Annotated in this window: 21 protein-coding genes and 1 pseudogene; 13 read left to right on the top strand and 9 right to left on the bottom strand. The window is 70.0% G+C overall.

The genetic code is table 11. The features are described from left to right. Positions 1-47: 47 nt before the first annotated feature. Complete coding sequence (locus G9C83_RS09685; RefSeq protein ID WP_167245939.1) at positions 48-1,955, top strand: methyl-accepting chemotaxis protein; 1,908 nt, start codon at positions 48-50, stop codon at positions 1,953-1,955. A 27-nt stretch (positions 1,956-1,982) separates the two neighbouring features. Further along, positions 1,983-3,239 (top strand): hypothetical protein, encoded by a 1,257-nt coding sequence (locus tag G9C83_RS09680; RefSeq protein ID WP_167245938.1) that lies wholly within the window; start codon positions 1,983-1,985, stop codon positions 3,237-3,239. Here the strand turns inward: G9C83_RS09680 and G9C83_RS09675 are convergent, their stop codons facing one another. Together G9C83_RS09675 and G9C83_RS09670 are read right to left on the bottom strand one after the other, a co-directional pair. Then, positions 3,240-3,479, bottom strand: a complete 240-nt coding sequence (locus tag G9C83_RS09675) for a hypothetical protein (RefSeq protein WP_167245937.1) — start codon at positions 3,477-3,479, stop codon at positions 3,240-3,242. It abuts the gene before it with no gap. 38 nt (positions 3,480-3,517) lie between these two features. Beyond that, complete coding sequence (locus tag G9C83_RS09670) at positions 3,518-3,691, bottom strand: hypothetical protein (protein ID WP_167245936.1); 174 nt, start codon at positions 3,689-3,691, stop codon at positions 3,518-3,520. A 57-nt stretch (positions 3,692-3,748) separates the two neighbouring features. On the opposite strand from G9C83_RS09670, the gene G9C83_RS09665 reads away from it, so the two are divergent. Next, positions 3,749-4,222 (top strand): DUF5813 family protein, encoded by a 474-nt coding sequence (locus tag G9C83_RS09665; protein ID WP_167245935.1) that lies wholly within the window; start codon positions 3,749-3,751, stop codon positions 4,220-4,222. 380 nt (positions 4,223-4,602) lie between these two features. Here G9C83_RS09665 and G9C83_RS09660 read toward each other — a convergent pair whose 3' ends face one another. Both G9C83_RS09660 and G9C83_RS09655 read right to left on the bottom strand, forming a co-directional pair. Next, positions 4,603-4,830, bottom strand: a complete 228-nt coding sequence (locus G9C83_RS09660) for an Lrp/AsnC ligand binding domain-containing protein (RefSeq protein WP_167245934.1) — start codon at positions 4,828-4,830, stop codon at positions 4,603-4,605. Continuing rightward, positions 4,831-5,520 (bottom strand): TrkA family potassium uptake protein, encoded by a 690-nt coding sequence (locus G9C83_RS09655; RefSeq protein ID WP_167245933.1) that lies wholly within the window; start codon positions 5,518-5,520, stop codon positions 4,831-4,833. An 87-nt stretch (positions 5,521-5,607) separates the two neighbouring features. On the opposite strand from G9C83_RS09655, the gene G9C83_RS09650 reads away from it, so the two are divergent. Next, entirely contained in the window at positions 5,608-5,844 is a 237-nt protein-coding gene (locus G9C83_RS09650) for an Lrp/AsnC ligand binding domain-containing protein (protein ID WP_167245932.1), read from the top strand. Between the two features lie 3 nt (positions 5,845-5,847). On the opposite strand, the gene pdhA is transcribed toward G9C83_RS09650, so the two are convergent. Next, a complete protein-coding gene (pdhA, locus tag G9C83_RS09645) occupies positions 5,848-6,894 on the bottom strand; it encodes a pyruvate dehydrogenase (acetyl-transferring) E1 component subunit alpha (RefSeq protein ID WP_167245931.1) in 1,047 nt (348 codons plus the stop codon). A 65-nt stretch (positions 6,895-6,959) separates the two neighbouring features. On the opposite strand from pdhA, the gene G9C83_RS09640 reads away from it, so the two are divergent. Further along, the gene (locus G9C83_RS09640) at positions 6,960-7,274 is read left to right on the top strand and encodes a hypothetical protein (protein ID WP_167245930.1); all 315 of its coding nucleotides are present in this window, start codon (positions 6,960-6,962) and stop codon (positions 7,272-7,274) included. Here the strand turns inward: G9C83_RS09640 and G9C83_RS09635 are convergent. Beyond that, entirely contained in the window at positions 7,263-7,628 is a 366-nt protein-coding gene (locus G9C83_RS09635) for a hypothetical protein (RefSeq protein WP_167245929.1), read from the bottom strand. The genes G9C83_RS09640 and G9C83_RS09635 overlap by 12 nt on opposite strands. Further along, positions 7,621-8,220 carry a dTMP kinase gene (gene tmk / locus G9C83_RS09630; protein WP_167245928.1) on the bottom strand — a complete coding sequence of 200 codons (600 nt, stop codon included), beginning with the start codon at positions 8,218-8,220 and terminating at the stop codon, positions 7,621-7,623. Before tmk ends, G9C83_RS09635 begins: the two co-directional genes overlap by 8 nt. A 107-nt stretch (positions 8,221-8,327) precedes the next feature. Here tmk and G9C83_RS09625 point away from each other — a divergent pair, with 107 nt between their 5' ends. From G9C83_RS09625 to cofG, 6 genes and pseudogenes are all read left to right on the top strand, one after another. Then, positions 8,328-9,218 (top strand): complex I NDUFA9 subunit family protein, encoded by an 891-nt coding sequence (locus G9C83_RS09625; protein WP_167245927.1) that lies wholly within the window; start codon positions 8,328-8,330, stop codon positions 9,216-9,218. Positions 9,219-9,407: 189 nt separating this feature from the next. Further along, positions 9,408-10,586: a tubulin/FtsZ family protein gene (locus G9C83_RS09620; RefSeq protein WP_167245926.1), complete on the top strand. Its 1,179-nt coding sequence runs from the start codon at positions 9,408-9,410 to the stop codon at positions 10,584-10,586. Next, positions 10,564-11,343 (top strand): hypothetical protein, encoded by a 780-nt coding sequence (locus tag G9C83_RS09615; protein ID WP_167245925.1) that lies wholly within the window; start codon positions 10,564-10,566, stop codon positions 11,341-11,343. The genes G9C83_RS09620 and G9C83_RS09615 overlap by 23 nt, the downstream gene beginning before the upstream one ends. 3 nt (positions 11,344-11,346) lie before the next feature. Next, a pseudogene (gene cofC, locus G9C83_RS09610) lies at positions 11,347-11,865 on the top strand (2-phospho-L-lactate guanylyltransferase); the annotation flags it as partial. 248 nt (positions 11,866-12,113) lie between these two features. Further along, positions 12,114-12,560, top strand: coding sequence for a hypothetical protein (locus G9C83_RS09605; protein WP_167245923.1), 447 nt, complete (start codon positions 12,114-12,116; stop codon positions 12,558-12,560). Beyond that, on the top strand, positions 12,557-13,666 hold the full coding sequence (cofG, locus tag G9C83_RS09600) for a 7,8-didemethyl-8-hydroxy-5-deazariboflavin synthase subunit CofG (RefSeq protein WP_167245922.1): 1,110 nt from the start codon (positions 12,557-12,559) through the stop codon (positions 13,664-13,666). The genes G9C83_RS09605 and cofG overlap by 4 nt, the downstream gene beginning before the upstream one ends. On the opposite strand, the gene G9C83_RS09595 is transcribed toward cofG, so the two are convergent. Both G9C83_RS09595 and cofH read right to left on the bottom strand, forming a co-directional pair. Beyond that, on the bottom strand, positions 13,667-14,215 hold the full coding sequence (locus G9C83_RS09595) for a metal-dependent hydrolase (protein WP_167245921.1): 549 nt from the start codon (positions 14,213-14,215) through the stop codon (positions 13,667-13,669). 19 nt (positions 14,216-14,234) lie between these two features. Continuing rightward, entirely contained in the window at positions 14,235-15,608 is a 1,374-nt protein-coding gene (gene cofH, locus G9C83_RS09590; RefSeq protein ID WP_167245920.1) for a 7,8-didemethyl-8-hydroxy-5-deazariboflavin synthase subunit CofH, read from the bottom strand. Positions 15,609-15,753: 145 nt separating this feature from the next. On the opposite strand from cofH, the gene G9C83_RS09585 reads away from it, so the two are divergent. Further along, entirely contained in the window at positions 15,754-16,791 is a 1,038-nt protein-coding gene (locus tag G9C83_RS09585) for a phosphoribosylaminoimidazolesuccinocarboxamide synthase (RefSeq protein WP_167245919.1), read from the top strand. Then, positions 16,788-17,126, top strand: a complete 339-nt coding sequence (locus tag G9C83_RS09580; RefSeq protein ID WP_208288683.1) for a VanZ family protein — start codon at positions 16,788-16,790, stop codon at positions 17,124-17,126. Before G9C83_RS09585 ends, G9C83_RS09580 begins: the two co-directional genes overlap by 4 nt. The last annotated feature ends 67 nt before the right edge of the window (positions 17,127-17,193 follow it).

The raw sequence follows: 17,193 nt of genomic DNA, 5'->3' as shown, positions 1-17,193 counted from the left end.
GAGGTGCGGGGCAATCTCTTTTACGGGTGAGCGTTCCGGGAGGTGATATGTCAGGGGCAGCAAGGGAGTCAGCGGGCGGTCTACGCGGGACGCTCCGGGACGTCGTCAAGTACACGCCGAGCGGGGATTCCATCCCCGACGAGGCGTGGCGGAGTCGCCACCGGAACATCCTCGTGTTGCTGTTCGCGCACGTGCCGTTCCTGTTCGCGCTCGGGCGGTTCACGGGCACGGAACCGTACGTCACGGGCGCGTCGTTCACGGCGGTGCCGATGAACCTCGTCGTCGTCGAGGTCGGCGCCATCGTCGTGTTCGCGCTGCTGGCGAGCTGGCCGCGGCTCGGGCGGCGCGCGCGGACCGCGTTCGTCGCTCTCGGGCTGTTGACGTGCTCGGCGGTGCTCGCGCACTTCTCGGGCGGGTTCATCGAGGCGCACTTCCACTTCTTCGTGATGGTCGGCGTGGTCGCGGTGTACGAGGACTGGCTCCCCTTCCTCGTGGCGATTCTGTACGTCGCGCTCGAACACAGCTACTTCGGGATGGTGGCGCCGGGCGCGGTGTACAACCACCCGGACGCGCTCGCGAACCCCTGGGGGTGGGCACTCGTGCACGCGGTGTTCGTGCTCGCGCTCGCGGGCGCGCTGGTCTCCCACTGGATGTCCATCGAGCGCTCCCGCGAGGAGGCGCGCCTCCAGATGGAGAACGCCGAACAGAGCGACGAGCAGGTCGAGAAGCTCCAGGAGAAGCGCGCGGAACTGGAGGCCGCGAGGGCCGAAGCCCAAGAGGCGAAGGCGAACGCGGAGGCCCGCCAGCAGGACGTCGAGCGGCTGAACGAGCAGCTGCTGGCGCGCGCGGACGAGCTCGCGACGGCGATGGACGCCGTCTCGGACGGCGACTTCACCGTCGACCCGCCCGAGGGGACCGACATCGAGGCCATCGAGGAGATCGGCGCGGCGTACGGGGAGATGACCCGGGAGCTGTCGGCGACCATCGCGGACCTCCGGGCGTTCGCCGCGACCGTCGAGGACACCACCCAGTCCGTCCACGACGACGCCGAGTCCCTCGAAGACACCCAGCAGGAGCTGGCTACCGACATCCGCGAGTTCGCGACCGACATCCGCGGACAGGCCGACGACCTGGAGGCGACCGCAGACGACCTGACGAACCTATCCGCGACCATCGAGGAGATCGCCGCGAACGCGGAGGAGGTCTCGGCGGAGGCGAGCACCGCGGCGGACGCCGCGGAGGCGGGCACGCAGACCGCGAACGAGGCCATCGAGGCCATCGAGGCCATCGAGGAGAGCGTCGGGGAGCTCGCCGCGCTCGTGGAGTCGCTGGACAGCCGGATGGACGACGTCGCCGAGAGCACCGGCCTCATCGACGACATCGCCGAGCAGACGAACCTGCTCGCGCTGAACGCCAACATCGAGGCCGCGCGCGCCGGCGAGGAGGGCGACGGCTTCGCGGTGGTCGCCGACGAGGTCAAGGCCCTCGCGGAGGAGACCCGCGAGCACTCGGACGCCATCGAGGGCACCATCGAGCAGACCGTCGCGGACGTCGACCGCGTGCAGGCCGAGATGGAGCAGACGAAAGCGCGGATCGCGACCGGCGAGGAGACGATGACCCACGCCGGCGAGGCGTTCCGCGACCTCACCGGGACCGTCAGCGAGGTCGACGCGTCCGTCGACGAGGTCGCGGCCGCGACCGACGACGGCGCGCGGACGACCGAAGAAGTCGTCGACGCCATCTCGCGGGTGGCCGAGCGGTCGCGAACGGTCGCCGAGCGCAGCGAATCGCTGGCCGACCGCGCGGAGACCGGTGCGACCACCGTCTCCGAGATCCGCGTCCAGCTCGACGAGCTCGCGGGCCAGACTGCGAGCCTCCAGGACCAGCTCGACGCCTTCGACTGCGCGGTCGACGCGAACGAGGACGAGGCCGCGGCGGTAGCGGACACGTATTAGTTCGTTCGCGACCTATCCCGTCCAACGATGGCCGTCGAACTCCGTCCGGCGACGGCGGTGCTGGTGCTGGTAGCCGTGCTGGTCGCGGGGTCGTTCGGCTCGCTCGCCCTCACCGAGGCTACCGGGGACGACGCCGGCCCCGAGAGCGGGCTGCGGATGATCACGCTGGAGGGCGACGACCGACAGCTGTGGCTGTACACGAGCCGCGGACTGTCCTTCCAGGAGGGGACACTCGCCATCAACGTGGTCGTCTACGGCGACCCCGACGACGTCCACCGCCGGCTCCTGGAGAGCGGGCGCGGAAACTGGACGGCGACCGAGGACGACGAGCAGGAGGTCGCGCCGGACGAGCGCACGGGCGTGCTGAACGCGACGACCGTCGAGTGGGAGACAGCGGACGGCTCGAACCGGTACGTCTACCTCACGGGCCTGCAGGGCGGGCAGTGGCTCGCGGAGTCCTACCAGGTCCACGACGGCGCCTACCTGGGGAGCCGCCACCACATCCGCGCGTACACGTCGCCCGAGGACGGCGGCGAGTGGACCGCGATGCAGGCCCACCACGAGCACTGGGACTGGTTCATGGGCCGGCACATCGTCACGAGCGTCGAGGCCTCGCAGTCGTACGTCGAACGGGAGTTCGCTAACGGCGCGACCGGCCCAGAGATCACGCGACAGCCGGTCCGCGGGCAGAACCGGCCAGGCTTCGACAAGTGGCTGACCGTCGTGGACTTCCGCGGCTCGTCGTCGCAGGCCGCGGCCGCCGCAATCCTGCTCGTCCTCGGCGCTGTCGGCTCGCGCGCCGAGGACGTGGAGTCCGCGTTCCGGAAGCACTTCCCGGAGGCCGACGCGCGCGCGTTCCTGCTCGCGGCGAGCGTCGTCGGCGTGCTGTCGTTCGTCCGAATCGCGGGCATCTCGCTCGAACAGTCCCTGGACCTGCCGCCGAAGGCGTTCGCGTTCGCGCTCTACCCGGTGCTGTTCGCGGGGCTGCCTGCCACCGCGTACCTGCTCGCCCAGCAGCTCGACAGGACGCGGGCGTTCGTCGGCGCGTCCGTCGGCTTCCTCGCCGGCATTCTCGTGGACTACTCGTACCTCGGCGTCACCAATATCCCGCTGGACGTGCTCGTCCACCGCGGCACGCTCGCGGTCGCGCTCGGCCTCGTCGCGGTCGGGGGCTGCCGGGCCGAACGCCCCGTCGACAGCCCCGACCACGTCCGGATCGGCGTACTGCTGTGGCTCGTCGCGACGGTGCTCCCGCTGCTGCGGCACACGCCGCTGCCGGTGTAGTCAGTCCCCGGGGCGGTACGGCCGCTCCCAGTCCGGCGTCAGCTTGCTGTAGACCGCGATGCCGAAGAACAGCACGAGGTAGTGCAGCCACTGGGGAAGGGCGAGCCAGCGGAACAGCGCGGCGGAGACGACCACCCACGACAGCAACACGGCGGCGTCGACGACGAGCTGGTCGCGGTTGTGCCGGAGGTACGCGAGCAGCCGCCCGCTCCGCGACTCGATCGCCGGCCGGTCGTCCATCGGCCGGACGTAGACCCCGCAGCGTCATAACCGGACTGCTACCCGAACAGCGGCCACGCCGTCCAGACGCCGACGCTCGCGCCGGCGAGGTTCCCCAGCACGTGCCCGGCAGCCGCGCCGAAGCGCTCGTTCTCGACGAGCGCAGCGACGACGAGAACGCGGCGCGGCCGGCGTTCCGACTCTACCGGAGCGTCCGCGGCAGCGTCACTCACGGGCGTCGAAGTCCCGGAGCGCAACACCCAACTTCGCGGGTCGCCTTCTCTGTCGTAATGACCGACACCGAGCGGGAGTTCGCCGGCAGCGGGAAATTCGAGCCCGAGGACGGCGGGTTCGCCCCCACGACGAACGACTGGGACGCCGCCGTCGCCGTGGACGGCGACACCGTCGAAATCGAGGTCGTCGTGCCGACACTGGACGCCGCGACGAACGACGACGTCGCGGACGTCGTCGAGGACGGCTGGTACGACACGTTCGAGCGCCGCGTCGGCGACGCCGACAGCGTCACGCTCGCCGAAGACGTCGACGTCGCGTCCGTCAGCCGCGAGGACGGCGACATCACCGTCGAAATCACGTTCACACCCCGCCGAGGGAAGGCCGACGACGACGCGCTCGCGCTCGTGAACTACGTCGAAGGCACGTGGTTCCAGGGCGTCATCCCCGGCTACGACTACGTCGAGAAGGTCGAGTCGATGCGCCAGCAAGCAGCCGAGAACGCCGAAAGCACGGAAGGAACGCCACTCTAGCACTTTTTGCGCTGCGGGCGCGCTCCGCGCGCCCTCGGCAAAAACTTGCGGAAAAAGCACTCCTCCTTCAATCCGCTTCGCGTCCCTCAGTCGTCGGCCCGCTCGTTCGCTTCGCTCACCCGCGGTGAATCGCGGCGCTCAGGACCTCCGGACCGTTCGCGCCGCGAATGCTACTCAGTGAAGTAAACGCTCCGACCAGTAGCATCCGCCGACCGAGCGGTTCGAAGAACCCGAGGGCGGCGGTTCACTGCGCGACCGCAGGGAGCGCAGGCCGAGGAGCGACCACCGCGCCCGTAGGGCGCGACGGGAGCGACGAGTGCTTTTAGCGTAGCTTTTGCCAGCGAGCGGCGGCTTCGCCGCCGCGAGCGCAGCAAAAGGTACTACATGGAGATGTACGTCTCGGTGTCTTCGACGCCGTCGGTGTGCTGGATGGTGTTGGCGGCGATGTCTTTGACGTCGGTGGGGGATTCGACGTCGAGTTTGGCGATGACGTCGACGTCGCCGGCGACGATGTGGGCGTCGGTGACGCCGTCGACGCTGGCGATTTCGTCGAGGAGGCGGTCCGCTTCGCCGGTGTTGGCTTTGACGAGGACGTAGGCGGTGACCATCTACAGCACCTCCGTTGCGGTGTCGGCGCTCTCGTCGTCGCCGACGAGAATCTGGCGGACGCCGTCGAGCGCGTCGAATTCGGTGAGGACGGCGATGCGGTCGCCGACTTCGAGGGTGTCGTCGGGGAGCGGGAGGCCGACGGGTTCGTCCTGTTTGCCGAACGCGAGCAGGCGGGTGCCGGAGGGGAGTTCGAGTTCGCTGAGGGTGTAGCCGTGCATGGGCGCGTCGCGGGTGACGGTGAACTGGACGACCTGGAGGCTCTCGGCGACGTCGGCGATGGCGGTGACGTTGCCGCCCAGGAGGGCGTTCTTCGCGCCGATGGCGCCGAGGCGTTCGGGGTAGACGATTTCGTCGACCTCCTCGGCGTACTTGCGGTAGATGTTCTCGCGGTAGTCCTCGTCGATTCGCATGACGGTGCGGCAGCCGTGGTGTTTGCCGACCATGCAGGCGACGAAGTTGGTGTTGAGGTCGCCGGTGAGCGCGCCGATGGCGTTGGCGTCGTCGATGCCGGCTTTCTCGAGGACGTCTTCGTTGGAGCCGTCGCCTTCGACGACGCCGAATCCCTCGTTGTTCGCGCGGTCGACTTTGTCGTGGTCGCGCTCGACGAGCGTGACGTCGTGGCCCTCGCTGGCGGTGATGCGGGCGGTTCGGAGGCCGACGCGGCCGGCGCCGACGATGACGATGCGCATACGGGTAGTACGCCGGGACCCGTCAAATAGGTTTGTGCCGCGTTATCACGCAGCAATGCTTTTGGTGGCGGCGGGCGAACTCCGGGTATGGTTCACGCGTTCATCATGGTGCGGACCGGCGCGGGCGCGTCCTCGGACGCCCGGGACCGGGTCGCCGACCTCGACGGCGTCGTCGCTGCGCACGTGGTCGCCGGCCAGTACGACGTCATCGCGGAGGTCGACGGCAGTCAGGTCGAGGACGTCCTCGGGACGGTGTCGAACCGCATCGGCACGGTCGCGGGCGTCACGGAGACGAAGACGTACATCTCTCTGTCCGCGGCGTAGCGCTCAGAACTCCTGTTCCTGCGGGTCGTGGTCGTCGAGGTACGACTCCAGCCACTGCTTCTGGTCGCCGATGCGGGGGGTGCGTTCGGCGTACGCGTAGTCGAAGAGCTCGTCGACGTCGGGCTCGCCGACCTCCTCGGCGGCGTCGATGGCAGCAGAAAGCTCGGCCTCGGCGTCCTCGCGGCACTCCTCGACGAACTCGTCGTCGATTACGCCCTGCTCGCGGAGGTACGCCTCGAAGCGGTCGAGCGGGTCGGCGGTCCGCCACTCTGGGAGGTCTTCCTCCTCGGGCCGGTAGCGGTCGGGGTCGTCGCTAGTGGTGTGCGCGCCCTGCCGGTAGGTGAGGCTCTCGACGAGTACGGGACTGCCGCTACGGGCGTCCTCCAGCGCGTCCGTGATAGTCTCGTAGACGGCGACCGGGTCGTTGCCGTCCACTTGGACGCCCTCGAAGCCGTACGCCTCGGCCTTGACGGCGATGGAGTCGCTGGCGGTCTGCTTCTCGCGCGGCAGCGAGATGGCCCAGTTGTTGTTCTCGCAGAGGAAGACGACGGGCGCGTCGAAGACGCCCGCGAAGTTCATCGCCTCGTGGAAGTCGCCCTCGCTGGTCGCGCCGTCCCCGAAGTACGCGATGGCGGCGTTGTCGTCGCTCGTGTAGTCCATCGCCATGCCGGCGCCGACGGCGTGTGGAATCTGGCTCGCGATGGGGATGGCCTGCGGGAAGTTGTCGACGTCGTGGTCGGAGTGGTACTCCGCGTACCCCCGGCGGAAGAGGAGAATGTCGCTGGCGGGGACGCCGCGCGCGAGCTGCATCGCGTTCGAGCGGTACGTCGGGAACAGCCAGTCGTCGTCCGCCATCGCGTGCGCGGCGCCGACCTGCGACCCCTCCTGCCCGCGGAACGGCGGGTAGCCGGGCATCCAGCCGCGGCGCTGGAGGGACAGCGCGCGCTCGTCGAACTCCCTGGCGAGAACCATGTCGCGGAACACGTCGCGTGCGGTCGCCTCGTCGACGGCCGTGTCGGCGAGGTCCCGCTCCCCGATAGCACGGTGCATACAGCCCCGTCGCCGCACAGTCACTTACCGATAGCGAAAAGCGGCCCCGGGACGAACCCCCGGGTATGGTCTCGGCCGTCACCGCCGCGGGCGTCGGCATCATCGTCCTCGTGCACACCGCTATCGCCGCCGTGGGCGCCCGCTACTTCCGCATCACGCTGTCGACGCGCTGGGGGTCGGTGCTGTACACCGTGGTGCTGATTCCGCTCGTGTACGTCGTCACGACGCTGGCGTTCGGCGCGCTCGGCCTCGGCGCTGGGGCGTTCGACGACGCCGGCCGGCTCATCGTCGTGACGTGGGCGTTCCCGTTCTTCCTCGGGTGGTCCATCGACCTGTTCTGGATTCCCCCGCCCGAGGAAGTAGAGGAGCTACCGGAGTAGCCGGAGGAGTGCTAGCACAGTGAGCGTCGGAACGACGGTAAGGTCTCCGAAGCCGGCGAGCGCCGCGACCGCCTCCCAGACGTAGACAGTCCCGAGCGTGCCGAAGGCGGTCGCGGCGACGAGCGCGCCGCCGACCACGCGAACGACCGTGACGGCGGCGCTGTCGACGAAGAGCGCGAGCGCGGCGTCCGCGACGTCGAAGAGGAGCAGGGCCGCGAAGATAGTCCAGGGCGAGGGACGGCTGTCGGGGCCGTCGCCGGCCGCGGGCCACAGCACGCGGAAGTTCTCGGGGAACAGCGACGGCAGGCGGATCGGCGGCAGTTTCAGAGAGAAGCCGTCGTCGTCGTCAGGCATCGCGCTGGTCGGCGAGCACGCGGTCGAGGACGTCCTCGGCGTCCGCGAGCACCTCCTCGGGGGAGTTGGTGGCGTCGATGCGGACGAAGCGCTCGGGCTCGTACTCGGCGAGCTGCTCGTAGTTCTCGCGGACCCGGGAGAGGAACTCCACCTGCTCGAACTTGTTCGTCGCACCCGAGCGCGCGGCGCCGGTCTCGGGGTCGACGTCGAAGAACAGCGTGAGGTCCGGCGGGCGCGTCCACGGCTGGTGGACGCCGCGGACGTACTCCATCGGGCGGTCGACGACGCCGTCGAGGGCGACGCCCTGGTAGGCGTACCGGGAGTCCGAGTAGCGGTCCGAGACCACGACGTCGCCGTCCGCGAGCGCGGGCTCGATCACTCGCGAGAGGTGGTCGGCGTGGTCGGCGGTGTAGAGGAACAGCTCGGCGACGGGGTCGGCGTCGTCCTCCCCGATTGACCGGCGGACGGCGTCGCCGTACCACGAGTTCGTGGGCTCGCGGGTGAACGTGTAGCCGTCGCCGCGGGCGTCTCGCAGGGCCTCCCAGACCGTGGTCTTGCCGCTGCCGTCGATGCCCTCCAGCGTGACGAGCATGTCGGAGAGACGGCGACGGGCGTACTAACGGCTTCGGGTTCGGGGCGCTCGCGGCCGCGCTCGCTCCCGGCCATACTTTTAGGGCGCTCCCGTCCCTCTTCGGGGCCATGGACGTACTCGTCACGGGCGGAACGGGATTCATCGGGACGTGCCTCTGCCGGGAACTCGACGAGCGCGGACACGACGTGACCGCGCTGTCGCGGCACCCGGAGGACGGCGACCTGCCGGAGTCCGTGGCGACCCACGTCGGGGACGTCACAGCGGAGGACTCCATCCGGAGCGCGGTCGAGGGACAGGACGCGGTCGTGAACCTGGTGGCGCTGTCGCCGCTTTTCAAGCCGACGGGCGGCGACGAACGCCACTACGAGGTCCACCTCGGGGGCACGGAGAACGTCGTCTCGGCCGCCGAGGACGCGGGCGTGGAGTACGTGCTCCAGCTGTCCGCGCTCGGCGCCGACCCGGACGGGCCGACGGCGTACATCCGCGCGAAGGGCCGCGCCGAGGAAGTTGTGCGGAACTCCGAGCTGTCGTACACCATCGTTCGGCCGTCCGTCGTGTTCGGAGAGGGCGGCGAGTTCGTCTCGTTCACGAAGCAGCTCACGACGCCGTACGTCACGGGGCTGCCGGGCGGCGGCCGAACGAAGTTCCAGCCCATCTGGGTCGAGGACCTCGTAGGGATGCTCGCGGACGCCGTGGGAGACGACAACCACTGGGGGGAGACGTACGAACTCGGCGGACCCGAGGTGCTGACGCTGGGCGACGTGACGCGGCTGGTCTACCGAGCAGAGGGGAAGTCCGTGCGCGTGCTCTCGGTGCCGATGCCGTTGGCCGGCGTCGGGATGCGGCTCGCGGACCCGCTGCCGTTCGTGCCGTTCGGCACCGACCAGTACCGGTCGCTGAAGTTCGACAACACCGTCGCCGACAACGACGTCGAGGCGTTCGGCGTCGACCCCTCGGAGCTGACGTCGCTGACGGCGTACCTCGGCGCCCGGAGCTGAACAGTAATCTATCGTACACGACGCACCAGACGTAAGTAGCCCGAGCCCACTTCCCGCCCGAGTAACCAGTGCATAACGGCCGACTGCGGGGCCGCGCTGCGAAAACGGGTAACGACGCTGAACCGTCCGACACGCGTCTGCAAAAGCCTTATACCCTCGTTTCTACTCTAACTGTGCAAAGGGTTCCGTATGAAACTGGCAATGATCGGGTTCGGCCAGGCGGGCGGTAAAATACTCGACAAGTTCCTCGAGTACGACAAGCGGCACGACTCCAACATCGTGCGTGCCGCGGTCGCCGTCAACACCGCCAAAGCCGACCTCATGGGTCTGGAGCACGTTCCGCAGGAGAATCGCGTCCTCATCGGGCAGTCCCGAGTGAAGGGGCACGGCGTCGGCGCCGACAACGAGCTCGGCGCGGAGATCGCCGAGGAGGACATCGACGAGGTGCAGGGCGCAATCGACTCCATCCCGGTCCACGAGGTCGACGCGTTCCTCGTCATCTCCGGGCTCGGCGGCGGTACGGGCTCCGGCGGCTCCCCGGTCATCGCCAAACACCTCAAGCGCATCTACACCGAACCCGTCTACGGCCTGGGCGTGCTGCCCGGCAGCGACGAGGGCGGCATCTACACGCTGAACGCCGCGCGGTCGTTCCAGACGTTCGTCCGCGAGGTCGACAACCTCCTCGTCTTCGACAACGACGCCTGGCGGAAGTCCGGCGAGTCAGTGCAGGGCGGCTACGACGAGATCAACGAGGAGATCGTCACCCGCTTCGGCATCCTCTTCGGCGCCGGCGAGGTCGAGCAGGGCGGCGACGTCGCCGAGTCCGTCGTCGACTCCAGCGAGATCATCAACACGCTCGCCGGCGGCGGCGTCTCCACGGTCGGCTACGCCTCCGAGACCGTCGAGAACGACACCTCCGGCAGCGGCCTGCTGTCGCGGTTCACGGGCGACGACGACGCCATGGAGGACTCCGCGTCCACCACGAACCGCATCACGAGCCTCGTCCGGAAGGCGGCGCTCGGCCGTCTCACGCTCCCCTGTGAGATCGAGGGCACCGAGCGCGCGCTGCTGGTCACCGCCGGCCCGCCGAAGTTCCTCAACCGGAAGGGCATCGAGCGCGGGCGGAAGTGGCTCGAGGAGCAGACCGGCTCGATGGAGGTCCGGGGCGGCGACTACCCGGTCCCGAACTCCCAGCAGGTCGCCTCCGTCGTCCTGCTGTCGGGCGTGAACAACGTCCCCCGGGTCAAGGAGCTGCAGGAAGTCGCCATCGAGGCGCAGGAGAACATCGACGACATCCGCGACGAAAGCGAAGAGAACTTGCAGGACCTGGTGGAAGACGACGACGATGAACTTGAACCGCTGTTCTAAACTAGCGGTCGCTCTCGTCGTCGTGCTCGCCACCGTGGCCGTGCCAGCCGCGGCCGTCTCGGTCAGCGGCGACAACCCGGACAGCGTCGAAGTCGACGCCAGCAAGGACCTCAGTTACGAGGTTACGGACCTCTACACGGACTACGACCAGTGGACGCTGCAAGGGGAGACCGAACTCACGGGCGTCTCGTGGACGGTCACGCTGTACGACCAGACCGGCGCCCAGATCGACCGGCTGACGTACAACGGCCAGCAATTCGAGCAGTCTATCGACGCGAGTGAGGACGTCAACAGCGTCACGGTGCGACTCGAAGGCACCGTGCCGGCTGTGGAGTCGTACTCCTACGACCCCGCGCAGTCGATGACGCTCGCGTCGTTCGCGCAGGTCCAGGAGGGCGGCACGTCGACGACGCTAACGACCTACGAGACGCGGCCGTACACGCAGGCCAGCGACGAGGCCCGCACTGCCATCAGCGACGCTGAGTCCGCCATCGAGTCGGCGCAGTCCAGCGGCGCGAGCGTCAGCGGCGCCGAGGGCGACCTCGACGACGCCGTCGAGTTCTACAACAGCGGCAACTTCGAGCAGGCCATCAGCAACGCCGAGGAGGCCGAGTCGACCGCCAACGACGCCGCCTCGTCGGCCGAGCGCACCGACCTCATCATGATGGTCGCGGCGGCGCTGGTCGTCCTGCTGCTGATCGCGGGCGGCGTCTACTGGTACCTCCAGCAGCGGGACACCCACGACAAGCTCGGCTGAGGAATGCGGACCCTCGTCCCGTTCGACGCGACGAACCCGAACACGCGGCTCGCTTCTCTGTTGTCCGCCGACGAGCGGCGCGAGTTCGCGGCGGCGATGCTGTCCGACGTCCTCGACGCCGTCCGCGGCGCCGGCGGCGCGCCGACCGTGCTGGCGAGCGCGCCCGTCGACGTCGACGCGCCCGTGACGGTCGACGACCGGTCGCTGACCGACGCGGTGAACGACGCGCTCGGTGAACTGCCAGCGGCCGTCGTGATGGCGGACCTCGCGCTCGCGACCCCAGAAGCGGTCTCGCGGCTGTTCGAGTCCGACGCCGACGTCGCCATCGCGCCCGGGCGGGGCGGCGGGACGAACGCCCTGGTCGTCCGGGACGCTGATTTTCGCGTCGACTACCACGGCACGTCCTTCCTCGACCACGTCGCCGCCGCGGAGGACGTGGGCGCGTCCGTCGAGACAGTCGACTCGTTCCGGCTCGCAATCGACGTCGACGAGCGCGCCGACCTCCTCGACGTGCTCGTGCACGGGGACAGCGCGGCCGACCGACGGGAGGCCGCGGACCGAGCGAGTAGCGAGGGACAGGGTCCCTCGGACCGTTCGAGCGGGCGGAGCCCGCGAGAAGACGGGGAGGAACGACCCGCGAGCAGCGCGAGCGCGGCCGCCGACTGGCTCCGCGACGCGGGGTTCCGCGTGGTCGTCGAGGGCGGCGCGCCCGAGGTAGTCCGTGCCTAGCGAACCCAACGCCTAAGCGCGGGCCAGCCGACCGCACTGGTATGGAACTGAAGCGACTGGCGCGAGCGACCGCGGCGCTGCTCGGGCTGGCGGTGCTCGCGGCGGCGCTGTTCCAGGGGGTGCTGGCGGCGCTGGCGGCCGCCGGCGTGCCGTACTGGGTGGCGTTCCCGACGGCGGTGGGTGCGGTGCTGCCGCCGGTGCTCGCGCTCGCGGACGCGTACACGCCGCTGAGCAACCACGACCGCACGGCGGCGCTCCGCGAGCGGTCGACCGCCGGGCTCGCGGCGGACGCGGTGCTGGCGGCGGCCGTCGGCGCTCTCGTCGGATTCGCCGGCAGTTACGTGCTCCTCTCGCCGGACGCGAGCAGCCTCCGGGAGCTCGTGGTGGTGTCGGCGGCGTCGCTGGCGGGGTACGCGACGTTCGTCGCGCGGAACTTCGGTGCGTACGGGGTCACGGAGCCGGCCGAGGACGGAGAGGTGGGGCCGTGAGCTCGATTCCGGGCGTCGAGGAGTACGGCGTGGACGTCGAGATCCGGGACGCCGACCGGGAGGCTGCGCTGGCGGTCCACCCCGAAGACGTCGACCCCGCCGAGGAGCTGACGTTCGCGCGGAACGTCTTCGTGCCGCTGACGACGGCCTGCCGGTACACGTGCACGTACTGCACGTACTACGACCCGCCCGGGGAAGCCGAACTGCTGAGTCCCGAAGCGGTCCGGGAGACGTGCCGTCGGGGCGCGGACGCTGGCTGCACGGAGGCGCTGTTCACGTTCGGCGACGACCCCGACGACCGCTACACCGCGGTCCACGACCAGCTCGCGGAGTGGGGGTTCGACTCCATCCACGACTACCTCCGGCGCGCCTGCGAGATCGCCTTAGAGGAGGGGCTGCTGCCGCACGCGAACCCGGGCGACCAGACCCGCGAGCAGCTGGGCCGCGTCGCGGACGTGAACGCCTCGATGGGCGTGATGCTGGAGACGACAGCTGACGTGCGGGCCCACGGCGGCCCGCGCGCGAAGAACCCCGGACAGCGCCTGCACACCATCGACGTGGCGGGCGAACTCGGCGTGCCGTTCACCACTGGCGTCCTCGTCGGCATCGGCGAGGGGTGGGCCGACCGCGCGGACAGCCTGCTCGCGATTCGGGACCTCCACGAGCGCCACGGCCACGTCCAGGAGGTCATCGTCCAGCCCGTCAGCCCGAACGAGCGCTGGACGGAGGAACCACCCGACAGAGAGACGATGCGGCGGGTGGTAGCGATGGCGCGGGCCGTCCTCCCCGACGACATCGCCGTGCAGGTGCCGCCGAACCTCGTGGACGCCCGCGCACTCCTCGACTGCGGCGTCGAGGACCTCGGCGGCGTCTCCCCGGTGACGAGAGACCACATCAACCCCGACTACGCGTGGCCGGCGCTCCGCGAACTCGAAGACATCGCCGAGCACGGCGGCGTCCCGCTGCGCGAGCGCCTCCCGGTCTACGAGCGCTTCCTCCCGGACGACGGCGACGAGAACGAGTGGGTCTCCGAGCGCGTCGGACGCGCCGTCGCGGACGGCGAGCGGTTCCAGTCGGTGCTCGACGGTACGGCGCCGCGGCCGTAGTCAGGTCGGGTCGAGGTCGGGGAGCCGCTTTCTGGCGAGCGTGTAGACGACCGACACCGCGAGCATCGCGAGCGTGAGCCGGCGCACGAGCCCGCCGTACAGCGCCAGCCCCGGGGCGGAGAGCACGGCGGCTGCCGCGAGGTCCTCGGGCGCGCCGTCGTAGCGGATCCAGCGCCGCGGGCGGACCCACCGGTCGCGGCAGTGCGAGTAGACGCCGCGGTGGTCGTCTTCGATCCACGGCCGCTTACCGAGGCCGCCGCCGAGCGCGTCGGTGACGGAGTGGACGGCCGCCGACAGGAAGAAGAACGCGGCAGCGACGGTGAGCGGCGCCGTGGCGGCTACGGCGGCGCCGAACGCGGCGGCGGCGAGCGGCCAGTAGTGCTCGGGGTAGTGCAGGGTCTTGCGGTGTTCGAGCACGCCCAGGTCGAGGTCCGGGAACACGCCGCCGGCGAGCGCGCCGAGCGCGGCGGGCACCGCGTACTCGGGCGCGACCCACAGCAGCGGCGTCGCGAGCAGCACGCCCATCGCGGCGTGGGTGGTCGCCATCACGGTCGGGTACCTCCTGCCATCAGTCGTCGGCGCTCGCGGCGCCGCGCGTACCGTCGCCGTCGGCGTCGGGAAGCAGCGGCGTGCCGTCGGCCTGCGGGCCGAGGCGCGGTCCCGGGGAGTCGGCGTCCGGGTCGACGACGCGGCGCTGCGCGTAGTCCGTCGAGCGCTCGACCGGCGTGCGACCGATAGCCGAAATCATGTCCGCGTAGTCGGCGACCGAGCGGAACTCGCCGTGCCCGCCGCCCGCGCGCTTCGTGATCTCCTCGCTGAGGATGGTGCCCATGAAGTCGTCGGCGCCGCAGTTCAGGAGCTTGAGCCCCTTCGCGTTCCCGAACTTCACCCACGACGACTGGATGTGCTCGACGTTGTCGAGGTAGAGCCGCGCGACCGCGACGAGGAGTTCGTCCTCGGCGTCGCTGGCGCCCGTCTCGACGACGCCGCGGTCATACAGCGGCGTCTCCTGGTGAACGAAGGATAGGGGGACGAACTCGGTGATGTTGTCGGTGCGGTCCTGGAGGTCCCGAATCACGTCGAGGTGGCGGACGCGGTGGGCAGCGTTTTCGACGTGGCCGTACATCATCGTCGAGGTCATCGGGAGGCCGGCGTCGGCGGCGGCCTCCATCGCGGCGACCCACTCGCCGGTGTCGATCTTCCCGGGGCAGATGACCTCGCGGACTTCGTCGACGAGGATTTCGGCGGCCGTCCCCGGGACGGTGTCGAGGCCGGCGTCCGCGAGCGTCTCGTACACCTCGCGGTACCCCCAGTCGACGCCGCGCTGGGCGTGGTGGGCTTCCTCGGGGGTCATCGAGTGGACGTGCGCGCCGGCGTCGCTCATCGCCGCGATCTGTTCGACGTACGTGTGCGGGTCGGTGGTGTACCGCTCGGGCGGCTTGTAGTTGTGCTCGGGGTTCTCGGGGTCGAGGGCCTCGCGGTGCTCGCCGTTCAGGCCGAACGCGGGGTGGAGGCCCGAGACGGAGGTGACCTCGTAGACGCCGCGCTCGACGGCATCCTTCACGACGTCGTGGGACTCCTCGGGCGTCTTCGTGAAGCCGGCGTGGTCGTCGGGCGCGTCGACTTCGAAGTTGTGCGCGGTGTCCTTGAAGTTGCAGAACAGACAGCCGGTGTTGCAGGCCGTGGTGACGTTGTTGTTGACGTTCGCGACGAAGGTCACCTCGTCGCCGACGACCTCGGCGCGGCGGCGGTCGGCGGCCTCGAGGACGAGTTCCTTTCGCCGCGGGTCGATTCCTTCCGTGTCTGTGCCGGTGGTGATGAGCTCGATGCCGTCCGCGACGGAGAGCCGGCGGCCGTCGCGGGCGTTCGCCAGCGCGTTCTCGAACGACTGGTCGGTGACGGGGACCACGTCGTAGTCGAACTCACTGGCGGCGTCGGTCATACTGTCAGCCACCACCGCCACCAGCAAAAAGGCTGGCACAGCGGCCACCTTCGAAATACGCGAACGTGTACATCTCCACTCGAAGAGTAGGGGTTGTGGGCACGAGAGTGAAAGATTCATTGTGGTCGGCGCCGCGCGTACAGCCATGACGAGCGTCAAGGACTTCCGGGTCGAGGCCGAGCCGACCGGGGAGTCGCTCGGCCGGGGTGTGTTCGCGTTCAGCGACCGCTACTCGGTCTTCGACTGGGGGGAGATGCCCGACCTGATTCCGGGGAAGGGCGCGAGCCTCTGCACGATGGGCGCGTTCAACTTCGAACTCCTCGAAACCGAGGGCGTCCCGACGCACTACCTCGGTGTTCGGGATAGTGAGGGCGAGACGGTCGCGCTCGCTGACGCCGACGAGCCGCCGACGGAGATGGCGATCGCGCTCACGCAGGTCCCCGACCTCCCGTTCGTGGGCGAGGACGCGGGCACGCACGGCGGCTACGACTACGACGCCTACCACGCCGACGCGGACGGGAACTACCTCGTGCCGCTGGAAGTCGTCTTCCGGAACAGCGTCCCGGTCGGGTCGAGCCTGCGGAAGCGCCGCGACCCCGCGGCCTTCGACCTCGACTTCGGCGAGTGGCCCGACGAGCCCGTCGACCTCCCCGAGCCCGTGGTGGAGTTCTCCACGAAGTACGAGGAGCGGGACCGCTACCTCTCCCGCGAGGAGGCCGACGAGGTCGCCGGCGAGGCGGGCATCGAGGAACTGGAAGCCGTCGCGCGCCGCGTGAACGAGGTCGTCACCGAGCGCGCCGCGGACGCCGGGTTCACGCACGAGGACGGCAAAATCGAGTGCCTGTACGTCGACGGCGAGGTGCGCGTCGCGGACGTCGTCGGGACGTTCGACGAGAACCGCTTCGCGTACGACGGCCGCGAGGTCTCCAAGGAAGTCGTGCGGCAGTTCTACAAACGCACCGACCCCGAGTGGGTCGAGGCCGTCGGCGACGCCAAGCAGGAGGCCGACGACCGCGGCGTCGCGGACTGGAAGTCCCTCTGCGAGGCGTCGCCGGACTCGCTCCCCGCGGAAATCGTGCAGGCGACGGCGGACATGTACGCCGCCGGCGCGAACCGCTACACGGGCGACGAATGGTTCGACGCGCCCCCGCTCGCCGACGCGCTCGCCGCGTTCGAGGAGTGACCCCGCAGCGCTGGCGCGTCGTCGCGGTCGCCGCAATCGTCGCAGTCCTCGCGGGATCGCTCGCCCCGGGTTCGACAGCCGGCGGGCTGCCCGCGGGCGCGGACAAGCTCCTGCACGCTGCCGGCTACGCGACTATCGCGTTCGCCGTCGCCGCCGCGAGACGCGCGCGAGCGCTCCGAGCGCTCGCCGCAGTCGTGCTCGCCGTCGCGCTGTTCGGCGCGGCCGTCGAACTCGTCCAGCCGACAGTCGGGCGGACCGCCAGTCTCCTCGACGCGCTCGCCAATCTACTAGGCGCGACGGCGGGAGCGGCCGTCCGGTGGCGGACCGCGAGCTGACAGCCGCTTCTCGACGCGCCACGCTATCGGCGGTTCGTTCCGCGTCCGTCGTGGCCGCCACCGGGAA

This window comes from Halobacterium sp. R2-5, from assembly GCF_011734195.1.
Lineage (GTDB): Archaea > Halobacteriota > Halobacteria > Halobacteriales > Halobacteriaceae > Halobacterium.
This window is presented reverse-complemented; position numbering and strand designations above follow the sequence as displayed.